Annotated in this window: 27 protein-coding genes and 1 tRNA gene; 16 read left to right on the top strand and 12 right to left on the bottom strand. The window is 68.4% G+C overall.

Features of this window, described 5'->3' with window-relative positions; genetic code table 11:
- The first annotated feature begins 36 nt into the window (after positions 1 to 36).
- Complete coding sequence (locus tag AC0IZS_RS02710) at positions 37 to 1,608, top strand: C13 family peptidase (RefSeq protein ID WP_471634237.1); 1,572 nt, start codon at positions 37 to 39, stop codon at positions 1,606 to 1,608.
- 355 nt (positions 1,609 to 1,963) lie between these two features.
- Complete coding sequence (locus AC0IZS_RS02705) at positions 1,964 to 4,483, top strand: ABC transporter permease (RefSeq protein WP_471634236.1); 2,520 nt, start codon at positions 1,964 to 1,966, stop codon at positions 4,481 to 4,483.
- Between the two features lie 15 nt (positions 4,484 to 4,498).
- Here the strand turns inward: AC0IZS_RS02705 and AC0IZS_RS02700 are convergent, their stop codons facing one another.
- From AC0IZS_RS02700 to AC0IZS_RS02685, 4 genes are all read right to left on the bottom strand, one after another.
- Positions 4,499 to 5,242, bottom strand: coding sequence for an amino acid ABC transporter ATP-binding protein (locus AC0IZS_RS02700; protein WP_471634235.1), 744 nt, complete (start codon positions 5,240 to 5,242; stop codon positions 4,499 to 4,501).
- Positions 5,239 to 5,958, bottom strand: coding sequence for an amino acid ABC transporter permease (locus tag AC0IZS_RS02695; RefSeq protein WP_471634234.1), 720 nt, complete (start codon positions 5,956 to 5,958; stop codon positions 5,239 to 5,241). Before AC0IZS_RS02695 ends, AC0IZS_RS02700 begins: the two co-directional genes overlap by 4 nt.
- Before the next feature lie 9 nt (positions 5,959 to 5,967).
- A complete protein-coding gene (locus AC0IZS_RS02690; RefSeq protein WP_471634233.1) occupies positions 5,968 to 6,666 on the bottom strand; it encodes an amino acid ABC transporter permease in 699 nt (232 codons plus the stop codon).
- A 107-nt stretch (positions 6,667 to 6,773) separates the two neighbouring features.
- A complete protein-coding gene (locus tag AC0IZS_RS02685; protein ID WP_471634232.1) occupies positions 6,774 to 7,601 on the bottom strand; it encodes an ABC transporter substrate-binding protein in 828 nt (275 codons plus the stop codon).
- A gap of 119 nt (positions 7,602 to 7,720) precedes the next feature.
- Between AC0IZS_RS02685 and AC0IZS_RS02680 the strand changes: the two genes are divergently transcribed.
- The 3 genes from AC0IZS_RS02680 to AC0IZS_RS02670 all read left to right on the top strand — a co-directional run bounded on the left by AC0IZS_RS02680 (position 7,721) and on the right by AC0IZS_RS02670 (position 9,316).
- On the top strand, positions 7,721 to 8,152 hold the full coding sequence (locus AC0IZS_RS02680) for a group II truncated hemoglobin (protein ID WP_471634231.1): 432 nt from the start codon (positions 7,721 to 7,723) through the stop codon (positions 8,150 to 8,152).
- 85 nt (positions 8,153 to 8,237) lie between these two features.
- Entirely contained in the window at positions 8,238 to 8,819 is a 582-nt protein-coding gene (locus AC0IZS_RS02675; protein ID WP_471634230.1) for a hypothetical protein, read from the top strand.
- 26 nt (positions 8,820 to 8,845) lie between these two features.
- Positions 8,846 to 9,316 (top strand): RidA family protein, encoded by a 471-nt coding sequence (locus tag AC0IZS_RS02670; protein WP_471634229.1) that lies wholly within the window; start codon positions 8,846 to 8,848, stop codon positions 9,314 to 9,316.
- Positions 9,317 to 9,328: 12 nt separating this feature from the next.
- On the opposite strand, the gene AC0IZS_RS02665 is transcribed toward AC0IZS_RS02670, so the two are convergent.
- From AC0IZS_RS02665 to radC, 3 genes are all read right to left on the bottom strand, one after another.
- Complete coding sequence (locus AC0IZS_RS02665) at positions 9,329 to 10,321, bottom strand: Bug family tripartite tricarboxylate transporter substrate binding protein (protein ID WP_471634228.1); 993 nt, start codon at positions 10,319 to 10,321, stop codon at positions 9,329 to 9,331.
- Between the two features lie 114 nt (positions 10,322 to 10,435).
- Positions 10,436 to 11,080 carry a Smr/MutS family protein gene (locus tag AC0IZS_RS02660; protein ID WP_471639454.1) on the bottom strand — a complete coding sequence of 215 codons (645 nt, stop codon included), beginning with the start codon at positions 11,078 to 11,080 and terminating at the stop codon, positions 10,436 to 10,438.
- A 311-nt stretch (positions 11,081 to 11,391) separates the two neighbouring features.
- Entirely contained in the window at positions 11,392 to 12,105 is a 714-nt protein-coding gene (radC, locus tag AC0IZS_RS02655; RefSeq protein WP_471634227.1) for a RadC family protein, read from the bottom strand.
- An 88-nt stretch (positions 12,106 to 12,193) separates the two neighbouring features.
- Here radC and AC0IZS_RS02650 point away from each other — a divergent pair, with 88 nt between their 5' ends.
- Together AC0IZS_RS02650 and ispH are read left to right on the top strand one after the other, a co-directional pair.
- Positions 12,194 to 12,658 (top strand): FKBP-type peptidyl-prolyl cis-trans isomerase, encoded by a 465-nt coding sequence (locus tag AC0IZS_RS02650; RefSeq protein ID WP_057201916.1) that lies wholly within the window; start codon positions 12,194 to 12,196, stop codon positions 12,656 to 12,658.
- The gene (gene ispH / locus AC0IZS_RS02645) at positions 12,658 to 13,653 is read left to right on the top strand and encodes a 4-hydroxy-3-methylbut-2-enyl diphosphate reductase (RefSeq protein ID WP_057201917.1); all 996 of its coding nucleotides are present in this window, start codon (positions 12,658 to 12,660) and stop codon (positions 13,651 to 13,653) included. The genes AC0IZS_RS02650 and ispH overlap by 1 nt, the downstream gene beginning before the upstream one ends.
- A 27-nt stretch (positions 13,654 to 13,680) precedes the next feature.
- Here ispH and AC0IZS_RS02640 read toward each other — a convergent pair whose 3' ends face one another.
- Entirely contained in the window at positions 13,681 to 14,376 is a 696-nt protein-coding gene (locus tag AC0IZS_RS02640) for a CBS domain-containing protein (protein WP_471634226.1), read from the bottom strand.
- A gap of 174 nt (positions 14,377 to 14,550) precedes the next feature.
- Here AC0IZS_RS02640 and AC0IZS_RS02635 point away from each other — a divergent pair, with 174 nt between their 5' ends.
- The 9 genes from AC0IZS_RS02635 (at position 14,551) to AC0IZS_RS02595 (ending at position 21,907) form a co-directional block, all read left to right on the top strand.
- Positions 14,551 to 15,492: a threonine/serine dehydratase gene (locus tag AC0IZS_RS02635; RefSeq protein WP_471634225.1), complete on the top strand. Its 942-nt coding sequence runs from the start codon at positions 14,551 to 14,553 to the stop codon at positions 15,490 to 15,492.
- 33 nt (positions 15,493 to 15,525) lie between these two features.
- A complete protein-coding gene (gene serS / locus AC0IZS_RS02630; protein ID WP_471634224.1) occupies positions 15,526 to 16,848 on the top strand; it encodes a serine--tRNA ligase in 1,323 nt (440 codons plus the stop codon).
- Between the two features lie 177 nt (positions 16,849 to 17,025).
- Entirely contained in the window at positions 17,026 to 17,538 is a 513-nt protein-coding gene (locus tag AC0IZS_RS02625; RefSeq protein ID WP_471634223.1) for a DUF1993 domain-containing protein, read from the top strand.
- Positions 17,539 to 17,610: 72 nt separating this feature from the next.
- Positions 17,611 to 17,700, top strand: a tRNA-Ser gene (locus tag AC0IZS_RS02620).
- 207 nt (positions 17,701 to 17,907) lie between these two features.
- Positions 17,908 to 18,858 carry a helix-turn-helix transcriptional regulator gene (locus AC0IZS_RS02615; protein ID WP_471634222.1) on the top strand — a complete coding sequence of 317 codons (951 nt, stop codon included), beginning with the start codon at positions 17,908 to 17,910 and terminating at the stop codon, positions 18,856 to 18,858.
- 49 nt (positions 18,859 to 18,907) lie between these two features.
- Positions 18,908 to 19,318: a RidA family protein gene (locus AC0IZS_RS02610; RefSeq protein ID WP_471634221.1), complete on the top strand. Its 411-nt coding sequence runs from the start codon at positions 18,908 to 18,910 to the stop codon at positions 19,316 to 19,318.
- The gene (locus tag AC0IZS_RS02605) at positions 19,315 to 20,025 is read left to right on the top strand and encodes a DJ-1/PfpI family protein (protein WP_471634220.1); all 711 of its coding nucleotides are present in this window, start codon (positions 19,315 to 19,317) and stop codon (positions 20,023 to 20,025) included. The genes AC0IZS_RS02610 and AC0IZS_RS02605 overlap by 4 nt, the downstream gene beginning before the upstream one ends.
- A gap of 111 nt (positions 20,026 to 20,136) precedes the next feature.
- On the top strand, positions 20,137 to 21,117 hold the full coding sequence (locus AC0IZS_RS02600; RefSeq protein ID WP_471634219.1) for a tripartite tricarboxylate transporter substrate-binding protein: 981 nt from the start codon (positions 20,137 to 20,139) through the stop codon (positions 21,115 to 21,117).
- Positions 21,118 to 21,130: 13 nt separating this feature from the next.
- Complete coding sequence (locus AC0IZS_RS02595; protein ID WP_471634218.1) at positions 21,131 to 21,907, top strand: creatininase family protein; 777 nt, start codon at positions 21,131 to 21,133, stop codon at positions 21,905 to 21,907.
- A gap of 60 nt (positions 21,908 to 21,967) precedes the next feature.
- Here the strand turns inward: AC0IZS_RS02595 and AC0IZS_RS02590 are convergent, their stop codons facing one another.
- Genes AC0IZS_RS02590 through AC0IZS_RS02575 form a run of 4 tightly spaced genes read right to left on the bottom strand, consistent with a single transcriptional unit; the run spans position 21,968 to position 26,386 of the window.
- Positions 21,968 to 22,405 (bottom strand): response regulator, encoded by a 438-nt coding sequence (locus AC0IZS_RS02590; RefSeq protein WP_471634217.1) that lies wholly within the window; start codon positions 22,403 to 22,405, stop codon positions 21,968 to 21,970.
- The gene (locus tag AC0IZS_RS02585; RefSeq protein ID WP_471634216.1) at positions 22,392 to 23,918 is read right to left on the bottom strand and encodes a sensor histidine kinase, YfiR-like protein-associated; all 1,527 of its coding nucleotides are present in this window, start codon (positions 23,916 to 23,918) and stop codon (positions 22,392 to 22,394) included. Before AC0IZS_RS02585 ends, AC0IZS_RS02590 begins: the two co-directional genes overlap by 14 nt.
- Entirely contained in the window at positions 23,919 to 24,446 is a 528-nt protein-coding gene (locus AC0IZS_RS02580; RefSeq protein ID WP_471634215.1) for a TOL_0243 family YfiR-like periplasmic protein, read from the bottom strand.
- A gap of 44 nt (positions 24,447 to 24,490) precedes the next feature.
- The gene (locus tag AC0IZS_RS02575; protein ID WP_471634214.1) at positions 24,491 to 26,386 is read right to left on the bottom strand and encodes a TOL_0244 family TonB-dependent receptor; all 1,896 of its coding nucleotides are present in this window, start codon (positions 26,384 to 26,386) and stop codon (positions 24,491 to 24,493) included.
- Positions 26,387 to 26,501: the final 115 nt, after the last annotated feature.

Genomic DNA, 26,501 nt, shown 5'->3' with positions numbered 1-26,501 from the left:
TCGGGCGGCCCCGCGCCAATGGCATGATTGGGTACCATGCGACACCAGAAACCCATCCATGCCTGGGCTGACACCCTGCCCAGCCAGTTTGGCCCCTATGACCCCGACGAGGTGCCGGGCGTGCATGACATTCCCGTGCCCGACGGGCTGGGCGAGGCCGTTGTGCCCACGACCCCTGCGCCGCTGCCGGCCGAGGCGGTGGTCCCGCCACGCCTGCCGCTGGGTCGCTGGCTGCTCGAAGGGCTGCGTGCTGCCGTGCTGCGGGTGCCGCGCACCGGCGCTGCGGTGCCCACGCCCCTGCAACTGATCTTGCTGGTGCTGCTGTGCAGCGGGGTGCTGCTGGCGCTGGAGCGCCTGCACGTGGCGGGCCCGGCCAGCTTCAACCTGCGCGGTTGGCTGCTGTCGTGGTGGTCGCTGCCTTTGCTTGCCTGGTGCGCCTGGTGGGCCATCTCTGCGTCCCGGAACGAGGGCAGGCCGGCACAGGTGACCGGGGGCCTGGCGGCCTGGCTGGCGCTCACGAGCGTGGCCGTCCTGCCCTCTTCGGTCGCTGCCTATTCGCTGATGGCGCTTGGAGCACACCAGCCCCAGCGCTGGTCTTCGGGCCACTGGCCCAGCGTGTTCTGGGCCATCTACGCCGCCACGGTCGTGTGGATGGTGGTGGCCGACGTCGGCGTGCTGTCGCGCTTCGTGCGCTCGCGTGTGCGCACGGCACTGTACGGGCTGGTTTTGGTAGGGGTGGTCGCCGTGGGCATGCTCTACGCTTCCAGCCAGTCGTGGCTGCCGAACCCCGATCGTGCCGACGGCGATACCCCGGCCCCTGCGCGCCTGCACTTGTCGCAATCGCTGTTCGAATCCCAGCAGGACCTGATGCAGCAGCAGGCCGATGCCCTGGTGGCCGAACGTCCCGGGGTCACCGATGTCTATGCCCTGGTGTTCGCGCCCTATGCCCGCGAGAACGTGTTCCGCCGCGAGAGCACCCTGGTCAGCCAGGTCCTGCAGGAGCGTTTCGATGCCCAGGGCCGGGTGCTGCACCTGCTCAACCACGCCGAAACCGCCGACACCCATGTCTGGGCCACGCCCGAGAACCTGGAGCGCGCAGTGAATGCCCTGGCCGCGCGCATGGACAGGGACCACGACGTGCTTGTGGTCTACATGACCTCGCACGGCGCCCAGAACCACCAGCTTGCCGCCTCGCACTGGCCACTGGAGGTGCCGCCCATCAGCCCCGAGATGCTGCGCGAGGCGCTGGACGCGGCGGGCATCCGCCACCGTGTGATTGCGATCTCGGCCTGCTACTCGGGTGGCTGGATCGACACCCTGGCCACCCCCTCGACGCTGATCATGACGGCGGCCGACGCCACCCATACCTCCTACGGCTGCGGTGCCCTGTCGGAGCTGACCTTCTTCGGCCGCGCCGTGTTCGACGAACAACTGCGCAGCACGCACTCCTTCGAGGAAGCCTTCAAGAAGGCCGTGCCCCTGATCCAGCAGCGCGAGGTCGAGGCCGGCAAGAGCGACGGCTTCTCCAACCCGCAGATCCGCGTGGGCGCTGAGATCGCCCCCGTGCTCAAGGGCCTGGAAGAGCGCCTGAACGCCGTGCCCCGCTGAGCAGATGGCCCTTAGAGCCTGTTCAATGTCTTTTTGCAGCCGCGTTGGGGCGCAATCGGGATGAGTGGATGCTTCGGATGCGCCGCATGGGCTCATGCCCATGCAAGCAGCCGGGGCTTCCAATCGCCCGATTTCGCCCCAACCCTTCGGGCAAGTGCCTTTTCGGGCGGTCTGCGGCGTTGCGGCGCTTGCCAATAGCCGAGCTATTGGCTGCACCCCGCGCCTTGCATCCCATCCCGAAAAGGGACTTGCGCGGCTTCAAAAAGACTTTGAACAGGCTCTTAAAGGGCCTGCGCGCCGGCTGGAAATGTTTCATTGCCGTGGATTGGCAGGCTTTTGCGCTAATGTCACGCCCATGAACCTCTCTTTTATCCGCCTGGGCTGGCGCACCCTGCTGCGCGACCTGCGCGCGGGCGAGCTGCGCCTGCTGGTCGTGGCCGTGACCCTGGCCGTCGCTGCGCTCACCTCCGTGGGCTTCTTTGCCGACCGCCTGCAGGGCGGGCTGCAGCGCGATGCCCTGCAATTGCTGGGCGGCGACGCCGTGGTGGCCAGCGACAACCCCACGCCGGCGGTCTTCGCCGAGCGCGCCAAGGCCCTGGGCCTGCAGAGCGTGACCACCATGGGCTTCCCTACCATGGGGCGGGCCAGCGACGACAAGGGCGGCGCCAGCAAGCTGGTGGCCTTGAAAAGCGTGCAGCCGGGCTATCCGCTGCGCGGCACCCTCACGGTGGCCGTGGGCCCGGGCGCGGCCGAGCAGACCACGCGCGAGATCCCGGCGCGCGGCGAGGTCTGGGTCGATGCGCCGCTGCTCGAATCGCTGGGCCTGGCTATGGGCGACATGCTGCTGCTCGGCGATGCGCAGCTGCGCATCGCGCGCATCATCGTCATCGAACCCGACCGGGGTGCCGGCTTCATGAGCTTTGCGCCGCGCGTCATGCTCAACGAGGCCGACGTACCCGCCACCGGCCTGGTGCAGCCTGCGAGCCGGCTGACCTACCGCTTTGCCGTGGCCGGACCGGCCCCTGCCGTGAAGACTTTCAGCCAGTGGGCTGCGGACGAGGCCAAGAAGCCCGAGCAGCATGGCGTGCGCGTCGAATCGCTGGAAAGCGGCCGCCCCGAGATGCGCCAGACGCTGGACCGCGCCCAGAAGTTCCTGAGCCTGGTGGCCCTGCTGGCGGCACTGCTTTCGGCCGTGGCCGTGGCGCTGGCCGCGCGCGGTTTTGCCACCGACCACCTCGATGCTTCGGCCATGCTGCGCGTGCTGGGCCAGAGCCAGCGCACCATCGCCGGCGCCTACACCACCGAATTCGCGCTGATCGGCCTGTTCGCCAGCGCCCTGGGCGTGGCCATTGGCTACCTGGTGCATTACGTCTTCGTGCTGCTGCTGGCGGGCCTGGTGGAATCGACCCTGCCTGCTGCCAGCCTGTGGCCTGTGGCGTTTGGCCTGGGCATGGGGCTCACGCTGCTGTTCGCCTTTGGCCTGCCGCCCGTGCTGCAGCTGGCCCAGGTGCCGCCGCTGCGCGTGATCCGGCGTGACGTGGGCGGACTCAAGCCGGCGTCGCTGGCCGTGCTCGGCGTGGGTGTGGCCGGCTTTGCGGCATTGTTGCTGGCCGTGAGCAGCGACATCAAGCTCGGCCTGATCGCCGTGGGCGGCTTTGCCGCTGCCGTGGCGCTGTTCGCTGGCCTGAGCTGGGTGGCCGTGAAGCTGCTGCGCCGCAGCGTCAACGAGGCCACCGCGCCGCGCTGGCTGGTGCTGGCCACGCGCCAGATATCCGCCCGCCCGGCCTATGCCGTGGTGCAGGTCAGCAGCCTGGCCGTGGGCCTGCTGGCCCTGGTGCTGCTGGTGCTGCTGCGCACCGACCTCATCAGCAGCTGGCGCCAGGCCACACCGCCCGATGCGCCCAACCGCTTCGTGATCAACGTCATGCCCGAGCAGGCCGACGCCTTTCAGCAAAACCTGAAGGACGGCGGCGTCAAGCGCTACGACTGGTACCCCATGATCCGCGGCCGCCTGCTGGCCGTGAACGGCAAGGCCGTGGGCCCGGCCGACTACACCGACGACCGCGCCAAGCGCCTGGTGGACCGCGAGTTCAACCTCTCCACTGCAGTGCAGCAGCCGCCCCACAACCAGATCGTGGCCGGCAAATGGACCGAGAACGAGCAGGGCTCCATCAGCGTGGAAGAAGGCATTGCCGAAACCCTGGGCCTGAAGATGGGCGACCGGCTGCAGTTTGACATCGGCGGCGTGCAGAACGAAGCGCGCATCACCAGCCTGCGCAAGGTGGACTGGGGCTCCATGCGCGCCAACTTCTTCGTGATGTACCCGGTAGAGCACCTCGAAGGCGTGGCCGTGACCTACCTGGCGGCCTACCGTGCGCCCGACAAGGCGGGCTTCGACAACGCGCTGGTGCGCCAGTTCCCCAACATCACCAACGTGGACATGGGCGCCACCATCACCCAGGTGCAGCGCGTGCTCGACCAGGTGATCCGCGCGGTGGAGTTCCTGTTCGCCTTCACCCTGGCCGCCGGCCTGGTGGTGCTGTTCGCGGCCGTCACCGCCACGCGCGAGGAGCGGGCGCGCGAGTTCGCCATCATGCGCGCCGTGGGGGCGCGCGCCAGCCTGCTGCGCCAGGTGCAGCGCGCCGAGCTCATGGGCGTGGGCCTGCTCGCGGGCTTCCTGGCCAGCACGGTGGCTGTGGTCGTGGGCTGGGCGCTGGCGCGCTTCGTGTTCGACTTCACCTGGACGGCATCACCCTGGGTGCCGCTGGCCGGTGCGCTGGCCGGCGCTGTGCTGGCGCTGGCCGCAGGCTGGTGGGGGCTGCGCGATGTGCTGCGCCGCCCCGTGGTGGAGACGCTGCGCCGCGCCTCAGAGTAAGGCCGCGAAGGCGGCTTATGCCGCCTTGGCGAACGGCGTGCGGATGTCCGAGAGAAACTGCTGTGCGCGCGGGTGCTGCGGGCGGTTGAAGAACTCGCCCGGGGTGGCGCGCTCCAGCACCCGGCCCTCGTCCATGAAGAGCACGCGGTCAGCCACCTCGCGGGCAAAGCCCATCTCGTGCGTCACGCAGACCATGGTCATGCCGTCGCGCGCCAGGTCGCGCATGGCCACCAGCACCTCGCCCACCATCTCGGGGTCAAGGGCGCTCGTGGGCTCGTCGAACAGCATCAGCGGCGGCTCCATGGCCAGGGCGCGGGCAATCGCCACGCGCTGCTGTTGGCCGCCCGAGAGCTCGCTGGGCCAGGCATGGGCCTTGTGCGCCAGGCCCACGCGGTCCAGCAGCGCCAGGGCCCGTTGCTCGGCCTGCGGGCGTGACAGTCCGCGCAACTGGATCGGTGCCAGCGTGCAGTTGCCCAGCACCGACAGGTGCGGGAACAGGTTGAACTGCTGGAACACGAAGCCGATGCGCGAGCGCAGCGTGTTCACATCCACCCCCGGCCCATAGATGTGGTGCCCGTCGATCAGGATGCGCCCGCCCTGGATGGGTTCGAGCCGGTTGAGCGTGCGGATCAGGGTGGACTTGCCCGAGCCCGAAGGCCCGCAGACCACCACCACCTCACCCTGCTCGATGGTTTCGGTCACGTCCACCAGGGCGTGGTAGCTGCCGTACCACTTGTTGACGTCGTGCAGTTCGATCATGTTGTAAGGGGCTTGGGGGTGGGTGAGGGGGCCGATGCGGCGTGCCGCGCCAGCCGGCGCTCCAGCCCATAGGCCAGGCGCGACAGGCCGAAGCACAGCACGAAGTAGGTGAACGCCAGGATGCCGAAGACCTCGGCCGGCCGGATGAAGACCTGGCTGTTGATCTGGGTGGCGATGAAGGAGACTTCGGTCAGGCCGATGATGTAGCCCAGCGAGGTCTCCTTGATGGTGGAGACGAACTGGTTCACCAGCGAGGGCAGCATGCTGCGCAGCGCCTGCGGCAGTACCACCAGGCGCATGGCGCGGGGGTACGAGAGGCCCAGGGCGCGGGCGCACTCCATCTGCCCGCGCGGCACGCCGAGGATGCCGGCGCGCACGATCTCGGCCAGGTAGGCTGCGTTGAAGATGACCAGGGCCAGCAGCATGGTGGTGAACTGGCCGGTCTTCACCCCCGTTACGCTGGGCAAAAAGAAATAGGCCCAGAAGATCACCATCAGCAGCGGCGTGCCGCGCACCACGAAGACGATGCCCGTCACGGGCCAGCGCAGGGCGCGCCAGGGGCTCACGCGCGCCAGGCCGAAGAGCACGCCCAGCGGCAGCGCCAGCAGCAGGGCGCCTGCGGCCAGCAGCAGCGTGAGCGCCAGGCCGCCGAGGGGGCCATTGGGGTATTGGCCGACCAGGAAGTACAGCCAGTAGGTTTCGAAGAGTTCCAGCATGCCAGGGGATCAGATCGTGCGTACGGGGTAACGGTGGTGGTACCAGCTGGCCAGCCCAGTGATGAGCAGCGACACCGTGAGGTAGGCGGCACTGGCGAAGGCAAAGGCCTCGATGCTGCGGAAGGTGGCGCTTTCCACCTTGGCCGCCTGGTACATCAGCTCGGCCACGCCGATCACGGTGGCGATCGAGGTGTTCTTCCACAGGTTGAGCGCCTGCGAGATCAGCGGCGGCACGGTCACGCGCAGGGCTTGCGGCAGCACCACGCGGCGCATGGTGGCCAGAAAGCCGAACCCGAGGGCCCGGCCCGCCTCCAGCTGCACCGTGGGAATCGAGCGGATGCCACTGCGGATATCTTCGGCCATGAATGCCGCGGTGTAGAGCGCGAGCGCCACGATGGCGGCCGCGGCCTCGGCATGGCCGCTGTCGTAGAGCCATTGCCTGGCCGCTTCGGGCAGCAACTCGGGCGCGCCGAAGTACCAGAACAGCATGTGGGCCAGCAGCGGCACGTTGCGGATGCCCTCGACGAAGGCAAAGCCGGCCCAGCGCAAGGGGGCCACCGGCGCCAGGCGCAGCAGCGCCACCACCAGTGCGATCGGCAACGCCAGCACCAGCGCGGCGGCCAGCAACTGCAGCGACAGCAGCAGGCCACCCACCATCATGAGGTGGTACTGGCCGCTCAGCAGCAGGGAGTAATCAAACAGGGGCATGCATGCCAGTCATTCAGAAAGCGGTAGCAAGGGCTTGCGGCGCGCACCAATGGAACGCCGGCCCTTGTGTCCCGCCTGCGGCGGCCATGCCGCCGTAAGTCCTGCCATCAACCGTCGATCTTGTCCGACTCGAACTTGAAGGGGCGGGTGGTGAACTTGATCTTGGTTTGGGGGCCGTACCACTTGAAGAAGATCTTCTCGGCGTCGCCGGACTTTTCCAGCTCGCGCAGCGTGTCGTCCACAATGGATTTCACGGCGCTCTCGCCCTTCTTGATGCCCAGGGCCAGCGGTTCCACGCTCAGGTTGGTGGGCAGGATGGCGTAGTCCTTGTTGCGCTCGCCGAGCTTGCCGAAGTCGTCGATGAGCGAGGATTCGTCGTTCACGTAGCCCACGCCCTTGCCCTGCTGCAGCGCCAGGAAGGCCTGCTGCGTGGTTTCGAAGGTCACCACCTCCACGGTGGGCACGGCCTTGCGCACGTTGGGCTCCTGCGTGCCACCCTTGACGGTGACCACGCGCTTGCCGGCCAGATCGGCCACGTCCTTGATGCCGCTGGCCTTCTTGACGAGCACCTTCTGGCCCGTGACGAAGGTGGTCAGCGAGAAGTCGATCTGCGCCTCGCGCTCCTTGTTGTGCGTGAGCGAGGCGGCCAGAATGTCCACATGGCCCTGCTGCAGCTCGGGGATGCGCGCGGCCACGGCCAGTTGCTTGAACACCGGCTTGACGCCGATCTTCTTGGCAATCGCCTTGCCCAGGTCCACGTCGTAGCCGATCAGCTCGCGCGTCTTGGGGTCGATGAAGCTGTTGGGCTCGTCGGTGCCCAGCACGCCGACGACGAGTTCGCCCTTCTTCTTGATATCGGCCAACTGGTCGGCGTGGGCGATGCCCGACACCGCGAAGGCTGCGGCGACCAGGGAGGCAATGAAACGGATGCGCATGATTTCTCTCTCTCCAGACTTGTTGAAGCCCGAAGGCTACGCTTCCAACCGGGAGATATGAACATCCCATTTCTTATAATCAAAATCGCCAAACGTGCTTGGCAAGAACTGTGACCCCCATGGACGACGACACCCCCGACAACACCACCCCCGCCACCACGCCCTTCGAATGGATCGGCGGCGAAGAACGCGTGCGCGCCCTGGTCGAGCGCTTCTACGACCTGATGGACCTGGAGCCGGGCTATGCCGCGCTGCGCGCCGCCCATGGCAGCGACCTGGGCCAAGCGCGGCAAAAACTGTTCTGGTTCCTGTGCGGCTGGCTGGGCGGGCCGTCCTATTACACCGACCAGTTCGGCCACCCGCGCCTGCGCGCGCGCCACATGCCGTTTGCCATCGGCACCCAGGAGAGCCGCCAGTGGGTGGCCTGCATGGACCAGGCGATGGGCGAGACGGGCGTGCCCGAAGCGCTGCGCACGCGCTTGCGCGAGAGCTTCACGGGCACGGCGGACTGGATGGTCAACCAGCCCCTGGTGGCCAAGAAACTGATGTGAGCGGCTGTGCGGGCCCGCGGGCCTGCGCTCCGGGATGCGCCCGCAGGCATACTGCGGTTGTCCATTCCACCGAAGGAGCCGTGCCATGAAGCGTTCCCTTGTCCTTGCCGCCAGCCTGCTGGCCTGTGCCCTGACGCATGCCCAGCCGGCGCCCGCCGCTGGCGACACCTGGGGCAACGTGCCGCCTGCCTCGGACGACCGCTTCACCAACCCCAAGAGCAAGCTCTACGCGGGCCCCAACGGCTGGCACAACTTCGGCGAGGTGCGGGCCGAAGTGGCCAATGCCGCCAAGAGCCGCTATGCGTTCAAGACCGGGCTCAACTACCTGGCCACCTCCAAATCGTACGTTTTTGCCACCAACTCCCAGACGCAACTGGTCGAAGTGGACTTTGGCACCGACCAGCCCGCACCGGGCACCTACGAAGTGGCGGCCAAGCCCGATCCCGCCCAGAAAAAGGCCCTGGTATCCCTCACCGATGCATCGGGCGGCAAGCTGCTGGGCTGGCAGAGCGGCGACAAGGCCGGCACCGTGACGGTGTCCAAGGTCAATGGTTACCTGTACTTCACTGCGCGCAACCTGCGCCTGGCGCCCGTGGGCATGAGCAACAAGGGCGATCTCAAGCAGCCCATGTCGCTGGGCTTCGAGGGCGCTGTCGCACCCCAATAGGTCTTTTACGGGAGAATTTTTTGTCCATGTCCTGCGATGAACGTTTTGCACAGGAGGCCCTTGCGCTGGGTTACTCCTTTGACGGCGAGATCAAGATCGGCGGCAATTACGTGCCTTTGGTACGCGATGGCCGCCATATCTACCTGAGCGGCCAGATTCCCCGCGTGGGCGATACCGTGGTGGTCACGGGCGCGGCAGGGGCCGATGCCTCGCTGCAGGACGCGCAACGCGCCGCCAAGGTCTGCGCCATGCGGGCGCTGGCGCTGCTGCAGCGTGCGTTGGGCACGCTCGACGCCGTCAGCGCCGTGCTGCGCATCACCGTCTATGTGCAGTCAGCCCCCGGCTTCACGCAGCAGAGCGAGGTGGCCGATGGTGCTTCGGAAGTGCTTTACCGCGTGCTCGGCCCGGTGGGCGCACACACCCGCACCTCGGTAGGGGTGCTGCAGTTGCCCAAGAACGCCACGGTCGAGGTAGACCTCATCGCCACCACCGGCTGACGCAGCGGTTGTTCACTCTGCCTTGATGCCCGCCGTCTTGACGATCTGGGCATAGCGCCCGTACTCGGCCGCCACCTGGCGCTGGAACTGTTGCTGCGGCGTGCCCGTGGCGTCGATGCCCTGTGCTGCCAGCTCGGCCCGTGCGGCCGGCGTCTGCACGATGCGCGCGGCGTCGGCGGCGATGGTGTCTAGCACAGTCTGGGGTGTGCTTGCCGGTGCGAACAGGCCGAACCAGGTGCCCGAGCGGTAGCCTGGGTAGGTCTCGCCGATCGTGGGCACGTCGGGCAGCAGCGTGTTGCGCTTCTCGCCCGTCGTACCCAGGGCCACGATGCGCCCGCTGCGGATGTGCGGCAGCGCCGGGCCCAGGGCCACGAACATCACTTCGACCTGGCCGGCGACCACGTCCTGCAGGCCCAGGGGGCCGCCGCGGTAGGGGATGTGCGTGGCGAAAAAGCCCGCCTGCTGCTTGAGCAGCTCCATGCTGAACTGTAGCGCGCTGCCATTGCCTGCCGAGGCGTAGCTGTAGCGGCCGGGCTCGGCCTTGGCGGCCCGCACGAAGTCGTTCAGGGCGCGAAACCCGGTCTTGGCATTGGCCACGAGCACGAAGTCCACATGCCCGAGCGACACCACGGGCACCAGGTCGCGCTGGGCGTTGTAGGGCAGGTTGTTCTGCAGATTGGGCAGGATGGTGATGGGCCCGTCGCCACCCACCAGCAGGCTGTGCCCGTCGGCCGGGGACTTGGCCAGTGCGTCGGCGGCGACGATGCCGCCGGCTGCGCCTCGGTTCTCCACCACCACGGCCTGCTTCCACTGCTCGGCCAGGCGCTGGGACAGGTAGCGTGCCAGCACGTCGGGCGCGCTGCCAGGCGAGTTGTGCACGGTCAGGCGCACTGCCTTGGCAGGGAAGGCCGTGGCGTTTGATGGCTGCTGCGCCGCGGCCGTGAGGGCCACGCAGGCGGTGGCCCAGGCCACGGCGATGGATTTGAGGGAGGCAGCAGCGTGCATGGCCGTTTCGCAAGGGAGTCGATGAAGGCCGCGATTCTGGGGCGGCACCTTGCAAACGGGAACGATCCTTTTGTCACTTGCATAGCTGCAAATGATCTAAGCCACCCAGGGGGCTTAGATGCCCCGCGGACCTGAAGGCTGCAACAGCACCAGCAGCGCGCCTGCGCCGCCATCGACGGGCCGGGCCTGCACGAAGGCCAGCACCTCGTTCTTCTGCACCAGCCAGCGCTGCACCCGGCCCTTGAGCACGGGGCTCTTGCCGGGCGAGCCCAGGCCCTTGCCGTGCACCACGCGCACGCAGCGCAGCCCGTTGCGATGGGACTGGCGGATGAACTGGCCCAGGGCCTCGCGCGCCTCGTCCACGCGCAGGCCGTGCAGGTCGAGCTGGCCCTGGATGGACCAGTAGCCCGAGCGCAGCCGCTGCGTGACCTGCACGCCGATGCCGGGGCGCCGGTAACTCAGCGCGTCGTCGGTGTCGAGCAGGGTGCTCACGTCGAAGTCGTCGCTGATGGATTCAAGCAGTACGCGCTCCTCGTCCAGCCAGTGCTGCAGCGGCAGCGGCTGGGGCAGGCGGCGCTGCAGGCGCGCCAGGTTGCGCACGCGCAGCGGGGTGATGGGGCCCACACTGCGGCTGAACAGCTGCTGCTCGGCCTCGGCCCGGGCAGCGGCCTCGCGCCGGGCCTTGTCTTCGGCCTGCTCGCGCTCGTGCTGCTCGCGCAGCTGGCGCGCCACCGTGGCCAGCTCCTGCAGGTCGGCGATGCGCTGGCCGGCGCGCCGGGGCGCGGGGGGCGCCCGCCGAGGGGGCTTTGCCGCAGGGGCTTGTGCGGCGGCGGGCGGCCGGGGCACGCGCGCCGGCCGGGCGGCCGCCAGGCGGGCCGCGGCCGATGCACGCCGGGCGGCGCGTGTGGGCTCGGGCACCGGCGGAGCCGGGGTGGGCAGGGCGGCTGCCAGGGTGGGGGGCAGGGCCTCCCTGCCCGCTGTATCGGCGGCGCGGGCCAGGGCCGTCTGCAGCGCGGTGGGCGCCGCAGGCCGTGGACTGGGCGAGGGCGCGCGCGCCGGCGGGGCCGGGCTCACAGCAGCCCCTTCTCGGCCATCGACAGGGCCTGGCCCGGGGCCACGATGACGTGGTCGAGCACGCGCACGTCGATCAGCGCCAGCGTGGTCTTGAGCGTCTGGGTCAGCGCCTCGTCGGCGCGGCTCGGCTGCACGCTGCCGCTGGGGTGGTTGTGGGCCAGCACCACGGCGGCGGCCTGGTGGTGCAGCGCGCGCAGCACCACCTCGCGCGGGTAGACGCTGGCCTGGGTCAGCGTGCCGCGAAACAGCTCTTCGAGCGCCAGCAGGCGGTTCTGGTTGTCCAGGAACAGCACGGCGAACACCTCATGCCCCTTGGCGGCCAGGTGCAGCTGCAGGTAGTGCTTGACGGCGTCGGGCGAGTCGAACACCTCGCGCTCGCGCAACTGCTGGGCCAGGGCGCGGCGCGCCAGCTCCAGCACGGCCACCAGCTCGGCGCGCTTGGCCGGGCCCAGGCCCTTGATGCGGGCGAGGTCGTCCGCACTGGTGTGCAACAGGCCGGCAATGCCGCCAAAACCGCCCGTGAGCTTGCCGCTGGCGGCGTCGCGCACCGGCGGGTCGAGCAGCTCCTGGGCCATCTGCAGCACGCCCTTGCCCACGATGCCGGTGCGCAGCAGGATGGCCAGCAGCTCCGCATCGGCCAGCGCAGCGGGGCCGCGCGCGAGCAGTTTTTCGCGCGGCTGGGCGTCCGGGGGGAGGTCTTTGATGGCCATGGCGTGGATGAAATGAGCGGTTCAAGGGTATCCCGCCACGAGGGATTGCCCGTTTTTCTACAATAGAGGCCAGTTTATCGGGACTTTCATGACCTCTACCGCCACAGCCCTTCCCACCGTACAGCCGGGCTCCTTTCTCACGCTGCACTATCGCCTGGCAGGTCCGGCGGGGGATGTGATCAACACCTTTGCCGACAAACCGGCCACGCTGTCGCTGGGCACGGGCGAGCTGTCGCCCGCCATGGAGCTGCACCTGCTGGGCCTGGTGGAGGGCACGCGCGCCACCTTCGAGCTGCCCGCGGGCGAGGCTTTTGGCGAGCGCAACCCCGACATGCAGCAGTGGGTGGCGAAAAAGCTGCTCAGCGACCTGGGCAGTGCCGACGAGAAGTACAGCCCCGGCGATGTGGTGCAATTCCCTACCCCTGACGGCATGGGCAGCTATGCCGGTGCGGTGATGCAGGTGCGCGAGGACGGTGCCGTGCGCTTCGACTTCAACCACCCGCTGGCCGGCCAGCCCGTCACCTTCGAAGTCCATGTGATCGGAATCCTCTGATGCAGACCCCCCAGGAAATCCTGCTGGCCGAGCCCCGCGGCTTCTGTGCTGGCGTGGACCGCGCCATCGAGATCGTCGAACGCGCGCTGCAGAAGTTCGGCCGCCCGATCTACGTGCGCCACGAGATCGTACACAACACCTACGTGGTCAACGACCTCAAGGAAAAGGGCGCGATCTTCATCGAAGACCTGGCCGACGTGCCCCCGGGTGCCACCCTGGTCTTCAGCGCCCATGGCGTGAGCAAGGCCGTGCAGGAAGAGGCAGTGGCGCGCGGCTTTTCCATCTTTGATGCGACCTGCCCTCTGGTGAGCAAGGTACACGTCGAGGTGGCCAAGCTGGCCAAGGAGGGCTACGAGTTCATCATGATCGGCCACAAAGGCCATCCCGAGGTGGAAGGCACCATGGGCCAGCTCGACCACGGCATCCACCTGGTGGAGGACGTGGAGGACGTGGCCCATGTGCAGCCCGCGCAGACCGCCAAGCTCGCCGTGGTCACCCAGACCACGCTGAGCGTGGACGACGCGGCCGAGATCTCGGCCGCCGTGCGCGCCCGCTTCCCCCAGGTGCGCGAGCCCAAGCACCAGGATATCTGCTACGCCACGCAGAACCGGCAGGACGCCGTCAAGGTGCTGAGCCCGCAGGTGGACCTGGTGATCGTGGTGGGCAGCCCCACCAGCTCCAACAGCAACCGCCTGCGCGAGCTGGCCGCCAAGCTCGGCACCACGGCCTACATGGTCGACAGCGCCGATGAACTGAAGGCCGAGTGGTTCACCGGCGTGGCGCGCGTGGGCCTCACGGCCGGTGCCTCGGCGCCCGAGATCCTGGTCCGGCAGGTCATCGACCGCATCAAGGCGCTGGGCGCGGTGTCGGTGCGCAGCATGAACGGCATCGAGGAAACCATCAAGTTCCCGCTGCCCAAGGGCCTCAAGATCGACGCCGCCACGGGCTTCGAGATCAAGGAGCGCCAGCCCGAAACCGGGCCGGCTGGTCATTGAAATAGGGTAAGTAGGCGCTCACAACGCCTACAGTGCCACGGCTGGGCCGCTCCACAGGTCCAGCGGCGGGTCGGCCGCCACGGCGCGCAGGATGTCGGTGCGCGAGATGAAGCCTGTGAGCCGGCCCGCCTCGTCCGTCACCGGCAGGCCGGGCAGGCCGGTGTCCAGCAGCACGGCGGCCACGCGGCGCAGTTCGGTGTCGGCCGCCACGGCGGGCACGGGGCTCACCATCACCTCGGACACAGGCCGCCGGGCCAGGTCGATGGCCTGCTTGACCGCGCCGGGCTCGGGCAGCAGGTCCAGCGGCGCCATGTCGGCACGCAGCAGCAGGCCCACCACGCGGCCCTGGGCATCCACCACCGGCGCCTGCGCCACATGGTGCTCGGCCAAGGTCTGCCAGGCAGCGTTGACCATGGCCTCGGGCTGCACGGTCAGGGCCTCCTGGGTCATCACGTCGCTCACCAGCGTCAGCGGCTTGCGCGCCTGCTGGGGGCCTTGTTCGGTCTGTGCATAGGCGCTCACGGCATCCTGCAGGCGCAGGTTCACGGGCAGGGCGGCGCCGCCGGTGGGGGGCGTAGGCAGGTCGGGCTCCCGCGCCTGCACGTCCAGCGAACGGGTGCGCAGGGCCTGCGGGCGCTGCACGCGCCGCACCGGTGCGATGGTGGCCAGGTTTTCAGGCCCGCCACGGTACATCTGCCCCGAAGGGCCGAACACAAAGAACATGCGAGCAACCTCCTGCGGGCACGCCCGCAACAAGCGGCGGCCCATGCCCATGTTATCGGCAGCAAAAAGGCCTGGGCACAACCCAGGGTGTATCCGTGTGTGTGCTGCGGTGCGCAACGGGGCATCTACACTCCCAGGTTGTCCTGAACCGGGCCTTCGAGCCCCCGCATTTCCATGATCGACCGCGCCGCCATCTCCGCCGCCCGCACCCAACTGGCCTCCCGCCCTGACTTCCTGCGCACCACGCCGCTGCTGCGGCTGAGCGGCCGATCCCTGGGCGTGGACTGCGCCGAGGTCTGGCTCAAGCTCGAGCACCTGCAGGTGGGCGGCAGCTTCAAGGCGCGCGGCATGCTGTACCGCCTGCTGGCCAACCCCGTGCCCGAGAGCGGCGTCATCATCGCCTCGGGCGGCAACGCCGGCATTGCCGTGGCCGCCGCCGCCCGGGCCCTGGGCGTGCGCTGCGAGGTCTTCGTGCCCGAGGTCTCGCCCGAGGCCAAGCGCGCCCGGCTGCGCGCCCTGGGGGCCGACGTGGTCGTCACCGGGGCGGCATATTCCGAGGCCTTCGAGGCCTGCGTGGCCCGCCAGAAGACCACCGGCGCCCTGCAGGCCCATGCCTACGACCAGCCCGAGGTGGTGGCCGGTGCCGGCACCCTGGCGGCCGAGATCGAGGAGCAGGGCGGCCGCCTGCCCGACACCGTTCTCGTCAGCGTGGGCGGTGGCGGCCTGATCGGCGGCGTGGCCGCCTGGGTGGAAAGCCGTGCCCACGTGGTGGCGCTGGAGCCCGAGCGCGCGCCCACGCTGCACGCGGCCCGCGCCGCCGGCATGCCGGTGGACGTGGAGGTGGGCGGCATCGCCGCCGATTCGCTGGGCGCGCGCCGCATCGGCACCATCGGCTGGGAGGTGAGCCAGCGCCACGTGCATGAATCCCTGCTCCTGCCCGACGAGGCCATCCGCTCGGCCCAGCAGTGGCTGTGGAAGGAGCTCAAGCTGGCGGTAGAACCTGCTGCTGCGCTGGGCCTGGCTGCATTGCAGACGGGCGCCTACAAGCCGCAGCCGCAAGAGACCGTCGCCATGGTCCTGTGCGGCGCCAATTTCGACCCGACCGGCCTCGCCTGAGGCCCGTTGCGCGTCCCCCTCTAAAATCCCCCCATGCTAGACATTCTTCTTCTCCGCAAAGACCTCGACACCGCCATCGCGCGCCTGGAAACCCGCAAGAAGCCCCAGGCCTTCCTGGACGTGGCCGCCTTCCAGGGCCTGGAATCCGAGCGCAAGACCCTGCAATCGCGCACCGAAGAGCTGCAATCGCAGCGCAACCAGATCTCCAAGCAGGTCGGCATGCTGATCAGCCGCGGCGACAAGGACGCTGCCGAGGCTGCCAAGGCCCAGGTCACGGCCATGAAGGCGGAGTTGGAGCAATCGGCCGCGCGGCTGGAGCAGATCCAGTCCGAACTGCTGGCCATGCTGGTCGCCGTGCCCAACCTCCCGCACGAGAGCGTGCCCCTGGGCTCGGACGAGTCGGGCAACGTTGAGGTGCGCCGCTGGGGCACGCCCGGCACCTATGCCTTCGAGGTCAAGGACCACGTCGACGTGGGCACCCCCCTGGGCCTGGACTTCGACATGGGCGTCAAGCTCTCGGGCTCGCGCTTCACGGTGATGAAGGGGAACATCGCCCGCCTGCACCGCGCGCTCGCCCAGTTCATGCTGGACGTGCAGACCCAGGAGCATGGCTACACCGAGTGCTACGTGCCCTACGCCGTCAACGCCGACTCGCTCAAGGGCACGGGCCAGTTGCCCAAGTTCGAGGGCGACCTGTTCGCCGCCAAGAAGGGCGGCCAGGACGGCGAGCCCGTGCCCGACAACGCGGCGCTCTACCTCATCCCCACCAGCGAGGTGCCGCTGACCAACTTCGTGCGCGACGTGATCGTGGCCGAGGCCGAGCTGCCGATCAAGCTCACGGCGCACACGCCGTGCTTTCGCTCCGAGGCCGGCAGCTACGGGCGCGACACGCGCGGCATGATCCGCCAGCACCAGTTCGACAAGGTCGAGATGGTGCAGATCGTGCATCCCGAGAAGAGCTACGACGCGCTCGAGGAGATGACTGGCCACGCCGAAGCCGTGCTGCAGAAGCTCGGCCTGCCTTACCGCGTGATGAGCCTGTGCACCGGCGACATGGGTTTCGGCGCGGCCAAGACCTACGACCTCGAAGTCTGGCTGCCCGCGCAGAACACCTACCGCGAAATCAGCTCGGTGAGCAACTGCGAGGCCTTCCAGTCGCGCCGCTTGCAGGCCCGCTTCAAGAACGCCCAGGGCAAGAACGAGTTGCTGCACACCTTGAACGGCTCGGGCCTGGCCGTGGGCCGCACGCTGGTCGCCGTGCTCGAGAACTACCAGCAGGCCGACGGCAGCGTGACCATCCCCGAGGTGCTGCGTCCCTACATGGGCGGCCTGGCCGTGCTGGCGCCGCAGGCCTGAGCGCCTGCTGGTGCATGGTGAGGAGCGGGCCTGCGGGCCCGTTTTTCATGGGTGTGTGCGGTTCTGATGGCGCCGCGAGCAGCATCCGTCGCGTTGTGGTGCAATGCGCTTCCGACAGCGAGCCAGGCGCTTAGAGCGCGCGTCGTTTCCCTTACCCCCTTTCAGGATAGACCCTCCATGACCTACCCCATGCACACCTCCAGCATCCCCGTGTTCCGCCAGATGCTGGGCGCCCTGAAGGACGTGCTCGCCAAGACCGAGGCCCACGCCACCGCGCGCAAGATCGAACCCGACGCGCTGCTGCAGGCCCGCCTGTACCCCGACATGTTCCCCATGGCGCGCCAGGTGCTGATCGCCTGCGACTTCGCCAAGGGCGTGTGCGCCCGCCTGGCAGGGGTCGAAGTGCCTTCGTTCCCGGACGGCGAACGCCCCGGCTTTGCCGAGCTGAACGAGCGCATCGACACGGTGCTGGCCTTCATCGAAGGCCTGCCCGCCGAGAACTTCGCCGAAGCCGCCACGCGCCAGATCACCCTGCAGCCCGGCACGCCGCGCGAAAAGCAGTTCGTGGGCCAGGCCTACCTGCTGCACTATGGCCTGCCGCAGTTCTTCTTCCACGTGACCACCACCTACGCCCTGGCGCGCCACAACGGGGTGGAGCTGGGCAAGAAGGACTACATGGGCAAGGCCTGATTTTTTCGGCGCACTCGACGGCCATTGCTGGGCGCCAAAAAAGCCTGCTATAATCGCAGGCTTCGACACATAGGAGAGGTGGCAGAGTGGTCGAATGTACCTGACTCGAAATCAGGCGTAGTGGCAACACTACCGTGGGTTCGAATCCCACCCTCTCCGCCACTGACAAAGCCCCGACGCTATCTAAACCATAGCTCGGGGCTTTTTCTTTTGCCGGGCTGCTGGCACCGGGGTCGACCTGCCAGTGCATTGCTGCCGGAATCCGGCCTTGGCCGCTGATCGCCGGCCGCATCGCGGCGACGCGGACCCTAGAATGCACCGCAGAGGGTGGGCACCATGCCGGCCCCGGCATCGCGGGAGTGAGTGGCCATGCAACATCGCACCTACCAGAGCAGTTCCCTGGCGGAGGGCGCGCAGATCCTGAACCGCGAGTGGTCGCGCCACCGGGTGGAGGTGCCGCGCGGCCACGAGATGCGCCTGCGCTTCTCGATCCGTTCGCTCACGCCCGATGTCTCGGTGAGCGCGCTGGCCTACGGCACGCAGGCCACGGTACACCCCGAGGAGCGGGCCGACGTGCTGCTGCTGCAGATGCCGCGCAGAGGCGCCGGGCGGGTGTCGTACAGCCGCGCCAACACGGCCATGGATGCGGACCACTATGCGCTCATCGACGTGCAGCGCGTCGCTCAGGTCTATTGCAGCCCCGAACTCGAGATGCTGGTGCTGCGCATCGCCATGCCGCGGATGGTGGGCTGCCTCGAAGAGTTCCTGGGTCACCGGCCTGAGTGCGCGCTGCAGTTCGAGCCGACCATGGCGCGCGGCTCCCGGGCCTGGGCTGCGTGGGAGCCGGTAGCGGCTGCGCTGGAGGTGATGCAGCGCAGCACGCTGGTGGACTTCCCCGCGCCCGCGGTCGAGGCCATGGAGCGCATGCTGCTGTCCACCCTGCTGATGGCCCAGCCCCACAATTTTCGCGAGGCGCTGGCACGCCCTGCGCGCGCCATTGCACCCCGGCATGTGCGCCGGGCCGAGGAGTTCATCCACGCCCACCTGCAGCAGCCGTTGAGCACCGTGCAGATCGCGCGCCATGCGGGGGTGAGCGTGCGCGCCCTGTTCGACGGGTTTCGCAGCTTTCGCCAGACCACGCCGGCCGCCTATGCGCGCGAAGCACGGCTGGCCGCCGTGCGCCGGGACCTGCTGCGCGGGGGGGATGGCGTTGCCGACGTGGCGCAGCGCTGGGGCTTTCACCACCCGGGCCATTTCGCGGCGCAGTACCGGCGCCAGTTCGGCGAGACGCCGACCGAGACCCAGCGGCTGCACGCCTGAGGGGGCTCCTGAGCTGGCCGTCACTTTTCTCTCTTCTGCTTTTTCTCATATGAACTCCATAGAACACCTCGCGCCCGGCGGGCGCTTCACCACGCCCCCCTTGTCCGCTGCCACCCGCTTCGGCAGCCTGCTGTTCGTGTCCGGCACGCCGGGCTACTACGACGACGGGCGCATCGACGAGGGGGACTTCGGCGCCCAGTTCGAGCAGGCCATGGTGGTGCTGCGCGAGGTGCTGGCACGCGGCGGCAGCTCGGTGCACTCGCTGCTCAAGGTGAACGTGCTGCTCACGCGCGCCAGCGACGTGGCCGAGATGAACCGGCGCTATGCCGCCGCCCTGGGGCCTGGGCCCTATCCGGCGCGCACCACCTCGGTCGTGCTGGCGCTGCCCGATCCGCGCATGCTGCTGGAGATCGAATGCGTGGCGGCGGTGGAAGACGCCGCCGGAGGCGCACAGCCATGAGTGCCTTCCAGATCGGCATGGTGATCTTTCCGGGCATGACCAGCCTGGACTTCGCGGGCCCGCTCGACGTGTTTGCGCGCCTGCCCGATACCCAGGTGCATGTGCTCGCCAAGGATCTGGCGCCGGTGGTCACCGACATCGGCTTTCGCGAACTGCCCAGCCTGCGCATGGCCGATGCGCCCGCGCTGGACCTGCTGTTCATCGGTGGCGGCCCGGGCGTGAACGCGCTGATGGAAGATGCCGAGACCCTGGCGTTCTTTGCCGACCGGGCGCCGCAGGCGCGCTGGATCACCTCGGTATGCACCGGTGCCCTCGTGCTGGGTGCCGCAGGCCTGCTGCGCGGCTACCGCGCGGCCACCCACTGGGCCGCCTTGGACGTTCTGCGGCATTTCGAGGCCATCCCCACGGCGCAGCGCGTGGTGGTGGACCGCAACCGCATCACCGGCGGTGGGGTGACAGCGGGCATCGACTTTGCCCTCACCGTGGCGGCCGAGCTGCATGGCGCCGGCCTGGCCCAGGGCATGCAGCTGGGCATGGAATACGCACCGCAGCCGCCGTTCGATACCGGCTCGCCTGCGACCGCACCGGCCGCGCTGGTGGCCCGCGTGCGTGAACGCCTTGCCAGCTCCACTGCAGCGCGCATGGCGGTGGCGCAACGCGTCGCCGCGCGCCACGGGTGGACGGCCACGCCCCCGGCCACCGGCTGAGCTGCAAGACGCCTGCCGCAAAGCGGCCTGCATTGCCGCATTGCGGCGCGGCCCGCAGCCACCTGCCTAAGCTCTCTCCCCATGGGTGTCGGTGCTTTCAAGGAGCTGCATATGTCGATGTTTCGTCGGTGGGGATTGGGGTTGTTGCACGCGGCCGTGGCCTTGTGCGCCGCGCTGGGCGCAGGGGCTGCGCCTGCGCAGGAATACAAGGGACCCATTACCCTGGTGGTGGGCTATCCGGCCGGGGGCTCGGCCGATATCGGGGCGCGCATCCTGGCCGAAAAGCTGCCGGCCATCCTTGGGCAGCCGGTCATCGTGGAGAACCGGGCGGGCGCCGGTGGCCAGATCGCGGCGCGCTACGTCAAGGCCGCGCCGGCCAACGGCTCGGTGCTGTTCTTCACCAACGGCCATACGGTGGTGACGGTGCCGCAGATCCTCAAGGCGCCGGGCTTCGATACCCGAGCGGACCTGCGCCCCGTCGGCCCGTTCGCCGGGTTCGAGCTGGTGCTGGCAGTGCACCCGCAAACGCAGGCGCAGACCATGAAGGAGCTGCTGGCCTATTTCACGCGCACCCCGGGTGCCCGCAACGTGGCCGTGCCCGCGCCCGGCAGTGCGCCGGAGTTCGTCGTCACCCGCCTGGCCCAGTTGGCCAAGGCGGACATCCAGGCGGTGGCCTACAAGGGCTCGGCACCCGCCGTGCAGGACGTGGTGGGCGGGCAGGTGCCTGCCGCGGTGCTGCCCGTGGGGGATGTGCTGCAGTACCTCAAGACAGGCCGGCTGGTGGCCGTGGCCGTGACCCATGCCACGCCGCTGCTGCCTGGCGTGCCCGCGTTTGCCGACCTGGGCTATGCCGAGCTGGGGGCCTCCGACTTCCTGGCCGTCTATGGCCCGGCCGGCATGGGCGATGCGAGCGTGGAGCGCATCAATGCCGCCATCCAGCGCGTGGTGGCCATGCCCGACGTGGCCGAACGCATGCTGTCCTATGCCATGCAGCCGCAAAAGGGCTCGGCCGCCGACCTGGGCAGGCGCTACGAAGCGGCGCGCACCACCGTCCAGCAGCTGGTCAAGGCCGTGGCCTACCAGCCGCAATGAGCGGGATCGGGCCATGCATCCCCCTTCCTCAGCGGCGCTGACCACGCAGTGGGGCCAGCGCAATACCCTGGCGTTCGACCGCGCGCAGGCCGCATCCACCGTGGTCATCCTGCCCATCGGTTCGACCGAGCAGCATGGTCCCCATCTGCCCGTGGAGGTGGACAGCCTGCTGGTGACCGAGGTGGCCCGGCGCGCTGCCGAACTCAGCGCTGCCAGCGTGCCCACGCTGGTATTGCCCACGCTGTGGGTGTCGCTGGCGGAGCACCACATGGACCATGCGGGCAGCCTGACGCTGGACTTCGACACCTTGCTGGCCTTCGTGCGCAGCGTCGTGCGCTCGCTCAAGCGCCAGGGTCACGAGCGGATCCTGCTTCTCAACGGCCATGGCGGCAACATGGCCGCGCTGACCTTGATCGTGGACATCCTGACCCACGAGCTGGGGGTGCCGGTGGCCACGGCCACCTACTGGGTGGTGGCGGCCGAAGCGTTTGCCGACATCCTGGAAGGCCAGGCCAATCTGTTGCACGCCTGCGAGGCGGAAACGTCGATGGTGATGCACCTGTGCCCCGAACTGGTGGACACAGCCGCTGCGCGCAGCCTGCAGGCCCCGGCCACCGGCTTCACGCTCACGGGGGGCATCTACCGCTGGCGCGGCATGCAGCACTGGTCCTGCAGCGGCGTGGTGGGAACGCCGCAACTGGCCAGCGCCGGCAAGGGCGAGCGCCTGCTGGCAGCCGCGGCCGAGGCCCTGGCGCGGCAACTGGTGGGCGGCGGGGTGTGGGGTGATTGATGAGCCTGGGCGATTCGTTGGCGGCTATGGCCCGGCGTGCCGGTGGTGCGGCGCAGGCTCCTAGGCCGTTCTGTTGACATTCAGCCAGTAAGCCCCGGCCTGGCCGACGACATCGGCCATGCATTCAAAGTCCAGCGGCTTGACCACGTAGCTGTTCACTCCGAGGTCATAGGACAGGGTGAGGTCCCGGTCCTCCTGCGAGGAGGTCATGATGACGACAGGGATGCGGCGTGTGCGCGCATCCACCTTGATTGCGCGCAGCACTTCAATGCCGTCCACGCGTGGCATCTTCAGGTCCAGCAGCACCAGGCGGGGCGGGGCGCTCTCGAGGTTCGCATACTGGCCCTGGCCAAACAGGTAGTCCAGGGCCTGCTCGCCATCCTTGACCCACAGCATCTTGCTTCCCAGCCCGCGCTTTCTCAGCGCGCGCATCGCCAGCTCGGCATCGTTGGGGCTGTCTTCCACCAACAGGATGTCCAGGTCTTCAAACAGCTCCATCGGTGGCCTCCTTTGGCAAGGCGAAGTAGAACGTGGCGCCTTCCCCCACATTGCCGTCGGCCCAGACACGGCCGCCGTGCCGGCTGACGATCCGCTGCACCAGCGCCAGGCCCACGCCGGTTCCGGGGAACTCGGTGGCATCGTGCAGGCGCTGGAAAACACCGAACAGCTTGGCCTTGTACTTGGGGTTGAATCCGGCCCCATTGTCGCGGACAAAGAATATATGCTCGCGCTCATCGGAGACGGCCCCGATTTCGATGCGGGGATCTTCGCGTTGCGCGCTGAACTTGAGCGCATTCGACAACAGGTTGGTCCACACCTGCCCCAGCAAGACCCGGTCGCCCAGCGCGATGGGCATGGCGCCAATGTGCAACTGCACCTTGCTGAAATCCTCGCGCTCCTTCAGCCCGTTCCAGGTCGCGGCGACCAGGGCGCCCATCTCGACCTGGGTCGTCGTCAGGGCCTTGCGGCCCAGGCGCGAGAAGGCCAGGAGGTCATCTATCAGCACCCCCATGCGGCGGCCCTCGGTCTGGATGATCTGGATCTTGCGCCGTGCCTCGTCGTCGAGGCTGGGGCCATGGTCCTCCATGAGGGCCTCGGAAAAACCCACGATCCAGCGCAGGGGCGCGCGCAGGTCGTGCGAGACCGAGTAGCTGAAGCTCTCGAGCTCCTGGTTGGCGGTTTCCATCTGGGCGGTGCGCTGGGACACCCTGCGCTCCAGCTCCGCATTGAGCTGGCGCACGTCCTGGTCTGCCCGTTGGCGCTCCTGGGCTTCCTGTTCGAGCGCCTGGTTGGCTGCCTGCAGGGCCTCGGCGCGCCGCCCCACCTCCGCGAGCATGTCGTTGAAGGCATCCACCAGGTAGCCCAGTTCGTCCCGGGTGGTCTTTTGCACCCGCAGCGAGAAGTTCTTCTCTTCCATCACCTGGCGCGCGACGCTGGTGACGGCCAGGATGGGCTTGGTGAGGGCAGCCTGCAGCCAGGCGGACATGCCGGCTGCCACCAGCAGGCTCAGTCCGAACACGCTGGCCAGGATGCCGGCATAGCTCTTGAACCGCTTGGTCCGCTCGTAGTCCACGCTCATGTAGACGGTACCGACGATCTCGTTGTTCTCCAGGATGCGCTTGAAGACGAGGAACGCATTGTCCCGAAGCTGCACGCCGTCGGCTTCCGGCAGTGTCGGGATGTCCGGCGCGGGGAGCGCGCTGTCCCCGCGGTACTGGGCCACCAGATTGCCCCGGGCGTTGTAGATGGCGGCGGCACGGATCTGGGGCCGTGACTCCAGCAGGGACAGGTTCTCCTTGGCGGACTTGTGGTCGTCGAAGGCCAGGGCGGGCCCGGTCGCGCGGCCCAGGATCTCCGCCTGCGTCAGCAGATCGCTCACCACGTTTTTCTTGTAGCTCTGCAGCTCGTAGAACGCCAGCGCCATGCCCGCCACGGCCAGGGAGACAAAGGTCGCCGCAAGCACTGCCAGTGCAAATTTGTAGCGCAGCGAGCGGGCGATGGCGCTGAGCATCTAGCGCTCTCCCGAGTGCACTTTCTGTGCAACAGCGAGCATGCGCGAACTCAGGCGCAAGCCCCGCTTCTCCGCGGGCTCCAGCGCGACTTCAAAGCGCACGCGCCGCTCCAGCAGCAGGAAGTTGATGATGCTGCCCAGTGCCAGTCCGCCTTCGTCCTCGGTCACCACCAGCACCGAATGCGACTGCAGCGATGCCTGCAAGGGCTTGAGGCGCGCCGTCTCGGCCTTGCCCACGAACAAAATGGCAAGGCCATCGGCCCCATCACCCGCTTTCATCCGGCGCACCGCGATCGGGCGCGCATGGATTTTTCGCCCGTTGACGATGTGCGCCAGTTCCTCGGCGATGGGGTCCGCACCCAGCACGCCGATCGTGAAGGGCGCCTCCGCTGGGCCCAGCGCTCCCTCGGGCCAGTCGACATAGCCGGCCAGCTTGTACAGGTACGCGGCCTTGACCTGCGATTCCTCATTGGGCCGATCGGACTGGGCCCGGCAGATGCCCGCGCCGCCGACGCCCAGCAGCGCCACCAGCGCAAGCCAGCACAGCGGCCTTCCCCATCGCGCCAGCATGCTCACAGGGACCACCGTATGCGCAGGGCGACACTGCGGGGAATCTCCTGGCGGCCGCTGGCGGCATTGAATTCAGGATGGGAACGATCAAAAAGGTTCAGCGCCGCAATCGACAGCGCCACCCCGGGACGTACTTTCCAGCCGTAGTGGAGATCCACCGCGGTATAGGCCGGGACAGCCGGGTCGGGCAGGGCACCCACTCTGCGCACGATCACGTCCAGCTCCTGCTGGTGGGGCAGGTTGAAGCCGGCGCGCAGCATCCACTGGTGGGTGGGGTCGTTGCCCAGTGCGCGGGGCCCCTCGGGGTCCGTGCTTCCCGGCATGACCTTGAGGTGCTTGCGCAGCAGCAACAGGCCTGCACCCAGCCGGGCGTCGCGGCTCGCCTGCCATTCTCCCCAGGCCTCGACCCCCCAGGTGGTGCCTGCGATCATGTTCTGGACCTGGGCGTTCGGCGGCGTCTGTCCGCTGCGCAGCCGGTCCCAATCGTGGTGGAACGCGGTAATGGAGTAGGACAGGGGGCCAGGCAACTGGGCCCGGTAGCCCAGCTCCAGCACCTTGGCGACCTCCGCCTGGAACTGCGAGCCGCCCGCGATGAAAAAGGGAGGCCTGGGGGGCAATCTTATGTCACGGTCCAGGCGGGCCGGGGCGCGTACCGCGCGCGACGCCGATCCCCACCAGAGCTGGCCTGTGGAAGGCTTCCACTCGACGCGGGCGCCCGGCAGGAACTCGGTGCCGGTGAAGCCATTGGTCTCCAGCTTCGCGCCCAAGGTCAGGCCGAGCCGGTCCGTGAGCTGGATTTCGTCCTGGACGAACAGATTGGACCAGTGCATGGAGGTCTTGTTCGGCGTGAAGCCGAAAATCACCCCCGGGAGAATCTCGTCACGGGCCTGCCGGTAGCCGCCGCCCCAGAGCCACTGGTGGCCTTGCATGGGAATGCCGTGCTGGAATTCCACGTCCAGCACACGCTGGCGGGGCTGGTACAGGAATGCGTCCCTGCGGTCGGTGACGTCGTAGTAGGCCTGTACGCGCAGGTCCTGTCCTGCGTCGAGCTTGCGTGTCAGCCGCCCGAGCAGGTTGCCCCCCGAGGCTTCCACCCGGCCGAGCTCCACGACCCCCAGCAAGCCCCGGTTGTCCGTCCTTCCGCTGTAGGCATCGCCCTGCAGGGTGATGCCACCGTGGCTGTCGAGCCAGTCCGCCCTGAAGCCCAGCTGGGTCCGCCTGCGCCCGTCCTTGCCAGCCGCCAGGCTGGCTGTCCTGGTGTTCTGGGTTTCTTCGGATTTCGCGTACACGCGAAAACTGCCCCCGCCCTGCAGGCTGCCCCCATAGCGGAACGACGCATCCGTGCCCTGGTTGCCTGCACCCAGCGATACCAGCCCCCCCTGGGTGCTGGCCGACGGTTTGGTGATCACGTTGATCACGCCATTGACGGCATTCGCCCCCCACAGCGTGCCGCCTGCGCCGCTGATCACCTCGATGCGCTCTACGTCTTCCAGCATCACATCCTGCTGGTCCCAGAACACCCCCGAAAAGAAGGGCGTGTAGACGGTGCGTCCATCGATCAGGACCAGGAGTTTGTTGCCGATGGCATTGTTGAATCCGCGTGCGCTGATGGCGTACTGGCTGGCATCCAGCCGGGCGACCTGGAGATTGGGGGCCAGTCGCAAGGCCTCCGGCAGGGTGTTCGCCCCGGAGCGGCGAATGCTCTCCGAGGTGATCACGAAGAGGGCTGCGGAGGCGTCCCCGAGCAGTTCGGGGCGCCGGGCCGCCGATGTGATTTCGATATTGCCCAGCTCTTCGAGCGAGAGTTCGGCGAGCGCGGGCCCCTGGGGGCCCTGTGCCTGGGCGGTGGACAGCGACAGTGCCAGCACCCCTGCCCAGCAGCCTTTGGTCTCTTTCATCGCCCACCTCCGTGCGTTGTTGGTGCATGCAGGCGCTCGCGCTGCATGGTGCGCCTTGCATCCCTTCCCGACAAGGCGCTTGTGTGGCTCGCTCCGTGAAGATCGCAGGCACGCC

The organism is Acidovorax sp. AC410 (assembly GCF_979253235.1).
The sequence above is the reverse complement of the archived record's forward strand: the minus strand, read 5'-3'. Positions and strand labels throughout refer to the sequence as shown.

What these genes read in the sequence shown, in the direction of transcription:
- AC0IZS_RS02710 (WP_471634237.1), top strand. Translation starts at nt 37, where the DNA reads ATGCGACACCAGAAACCCATCCATGCCTGGGCTGACACCCTGCCCAGC.
- AC0IZS_RS02705 (WP_471634236.1), top strand. Translation starts at nt 1,964, where the DNA reads ATGAACCTCTCTTTTATCCGCCTGGGCTGGCGCACCCTGCTGCGCGAC.
- AC0IZS_RS02700 (WP_471634235.1), bottom strand. Translation starts at nt 5,242, where the DNA reads ATGATCGAACTGCACGACGTCAACAAGTGGTACGGCAGCTACCACGCC.
- AC0IZS_RS02695 (WP_471634234.1), bottom strand. Translation starts at nt 5,958, where the DNA reads ATGCTGGAACTCTTCGAAACCTACTGGCTGTACTTCCTGGTCGGCCAA.
- AC0IZS_RS02690 (WP_471634233.1), bottom strand. Translation starts at nt 6,666, where the DNA reads ATGCCCCTGTTTGATTACTCCCTGCTGCTGAGCGGCCAGTACCACCTC.
- AC0IZS_RS02685 (WP_471634232.1), bottom strand. Translation starts at nt 7,601, where the DNA reads ATGCGCATCCGTTTCATTGCCTCCCTGGTCGCCGCAGCCTTCGCGGTG.
- AC0IZS_RS02680 (WP_471634231.1), top strand. Translation starts at nt 7,721, where the DNA reads ATGGACGACGACACCCCCGACAACACCACCCCCGCCACCACGCCCTTC.
- AC0IZS_RS02675 (WP_471634230.1), top strand. Translation starts at nt 8,238, where the DNA reads ATGAAGCGTTCCCTTGTCCTTGCCGCCAGCCTGCTGGCCTGTGCCCTG.
- AC0IZS_RS02670 (WP_471634229.1), top strand. Translation starts at nt 8,846, where the DNA reads ATGTCCTGCGATGAACGTTTTGCACAGGAGGCCCTTGCGCTGGGTTAC.
- AC0IZS_RS02665 (WP_471634228.1), bottom strand. Translation starts at nt 10,321, where the DNA reads ATGCACGCTGCTGCCTCCCTCAAATCCATCGCCGTGGCCTGGGCCACC.
- radC (WP_471634227.1), bottom strand. Translation starts at nt 12,105, where the DNA reads ATGGCCATCAAAGACCTCCCCCCGGACGCCCAGCCGCGCGAAAAACTG.
- AC0IZS_RS02650 (WP_057201916.1), top strand. Translation starts at nt 12,194, where the DNA reads ATGACCTCTACCGCCACAGCCCTTCCCACCGTACAGCCGGGCTCCTTT.
- ispH (WP_057201917.1), top strand. Translation starts at nt 12,658, where the DNA reads ATGCAGACCCCCCAGGAAATCCTGCTGGCCGAGCCCCGCGGCTTCTGT.
- AC0IZS_RS02640 (WP_471634226.1), bottom strand. Translation starts at nt 14,376, where the DNA reads ATGTTCTTTGTGTTCGGCCCTTCGGGGCAGATGTACCGTGGCGGGCCT.
- AC0IZS_RS02635 (WP_471634225.1), top strand. Translation starts at nt 14,551, where the DNA reads ATGATCGACCGCGCCGCCATCTCCGCCGCCCGCACCCAACTGGCCTCC.
- serS (WP_471634224.1), top strand. Translation starts at nt 15,526, where the DNA reads ATGCTAGACATTCTTCTTCTCCGCAAAGACCTCGACACCGCCATCGCG.
- AC0IZS_RS02625 (WP_471634223.1), top strand. Translation starts at nt 17,026, where the DNA reads ATGACCTACCCCATGCACACCTCCAGCATCCCCGTGTTCCGCCAGATG.
- AC0IZS_RS02615 (WP_471634222.1), top strand. Translation starts at nt 17,908, where the DNA reads ATGCAACATCGCACCTACCAGAGCAGTTCCCTGGCGGAGGGCGCGCAG.
- AC0IZS_RS02610 (WP_471634221.1), top strand. Translation starts at nt 18,908, where the DNA reads ATGAACTCCATAGAACACCTCGCGCCCGGCGGGCGCTTCACCACGCCC.
- AC0IZS_RS02605 (WP_471634220.1), top strand. Translation starts at nt 19,315, where the DNA reads ATGAGTGCCTTCCAGATCGGCATGGTGATCTTTCCGGGCATGACCAGC.
- AC0IZS_RS02600 (WP_471634219.1), top strand. Translation starts at nt 20,137, where the DNA reads ATGTCGATGTTTCGTCGGTGGGGATTGGGGTTGTTGCACGCGGCCGTG.
- AC0IZS_RS02595 (WP_471634218.1), top strand. Translation starts at nt 21,131, where the DNA reads ATGCATCCCCCTTCCTCAGCGGCGCTGACCACGCAGTGGGGCCAGCGC.
- AC0IZS_RS02590 (WP_471634217.1), bottom strand. Translation starts at nt 22,405, where the DNA reads ATGGAGCTGTTTGAAGACCTGGACATCCTGTTGGTGGAAGACAGCCCC.
- AC0IZS_RS02585 (WP_471634216.1), bottom strand. Translation starts at nt 23,918, where the DNA reads ATGCTCAGCGCCATCGCCCGCTCGCTGCGCTACAAATTTGCACTGGCA.
- AC0IZS_RS02575 (WP_471634214.1), bottom strand. Translation starts at nt 26,386, where the DNA reads ATGAAAGAGACCAAAGGCTGCTGGGCAGGGGTGCTGGCACTGTCGCTG.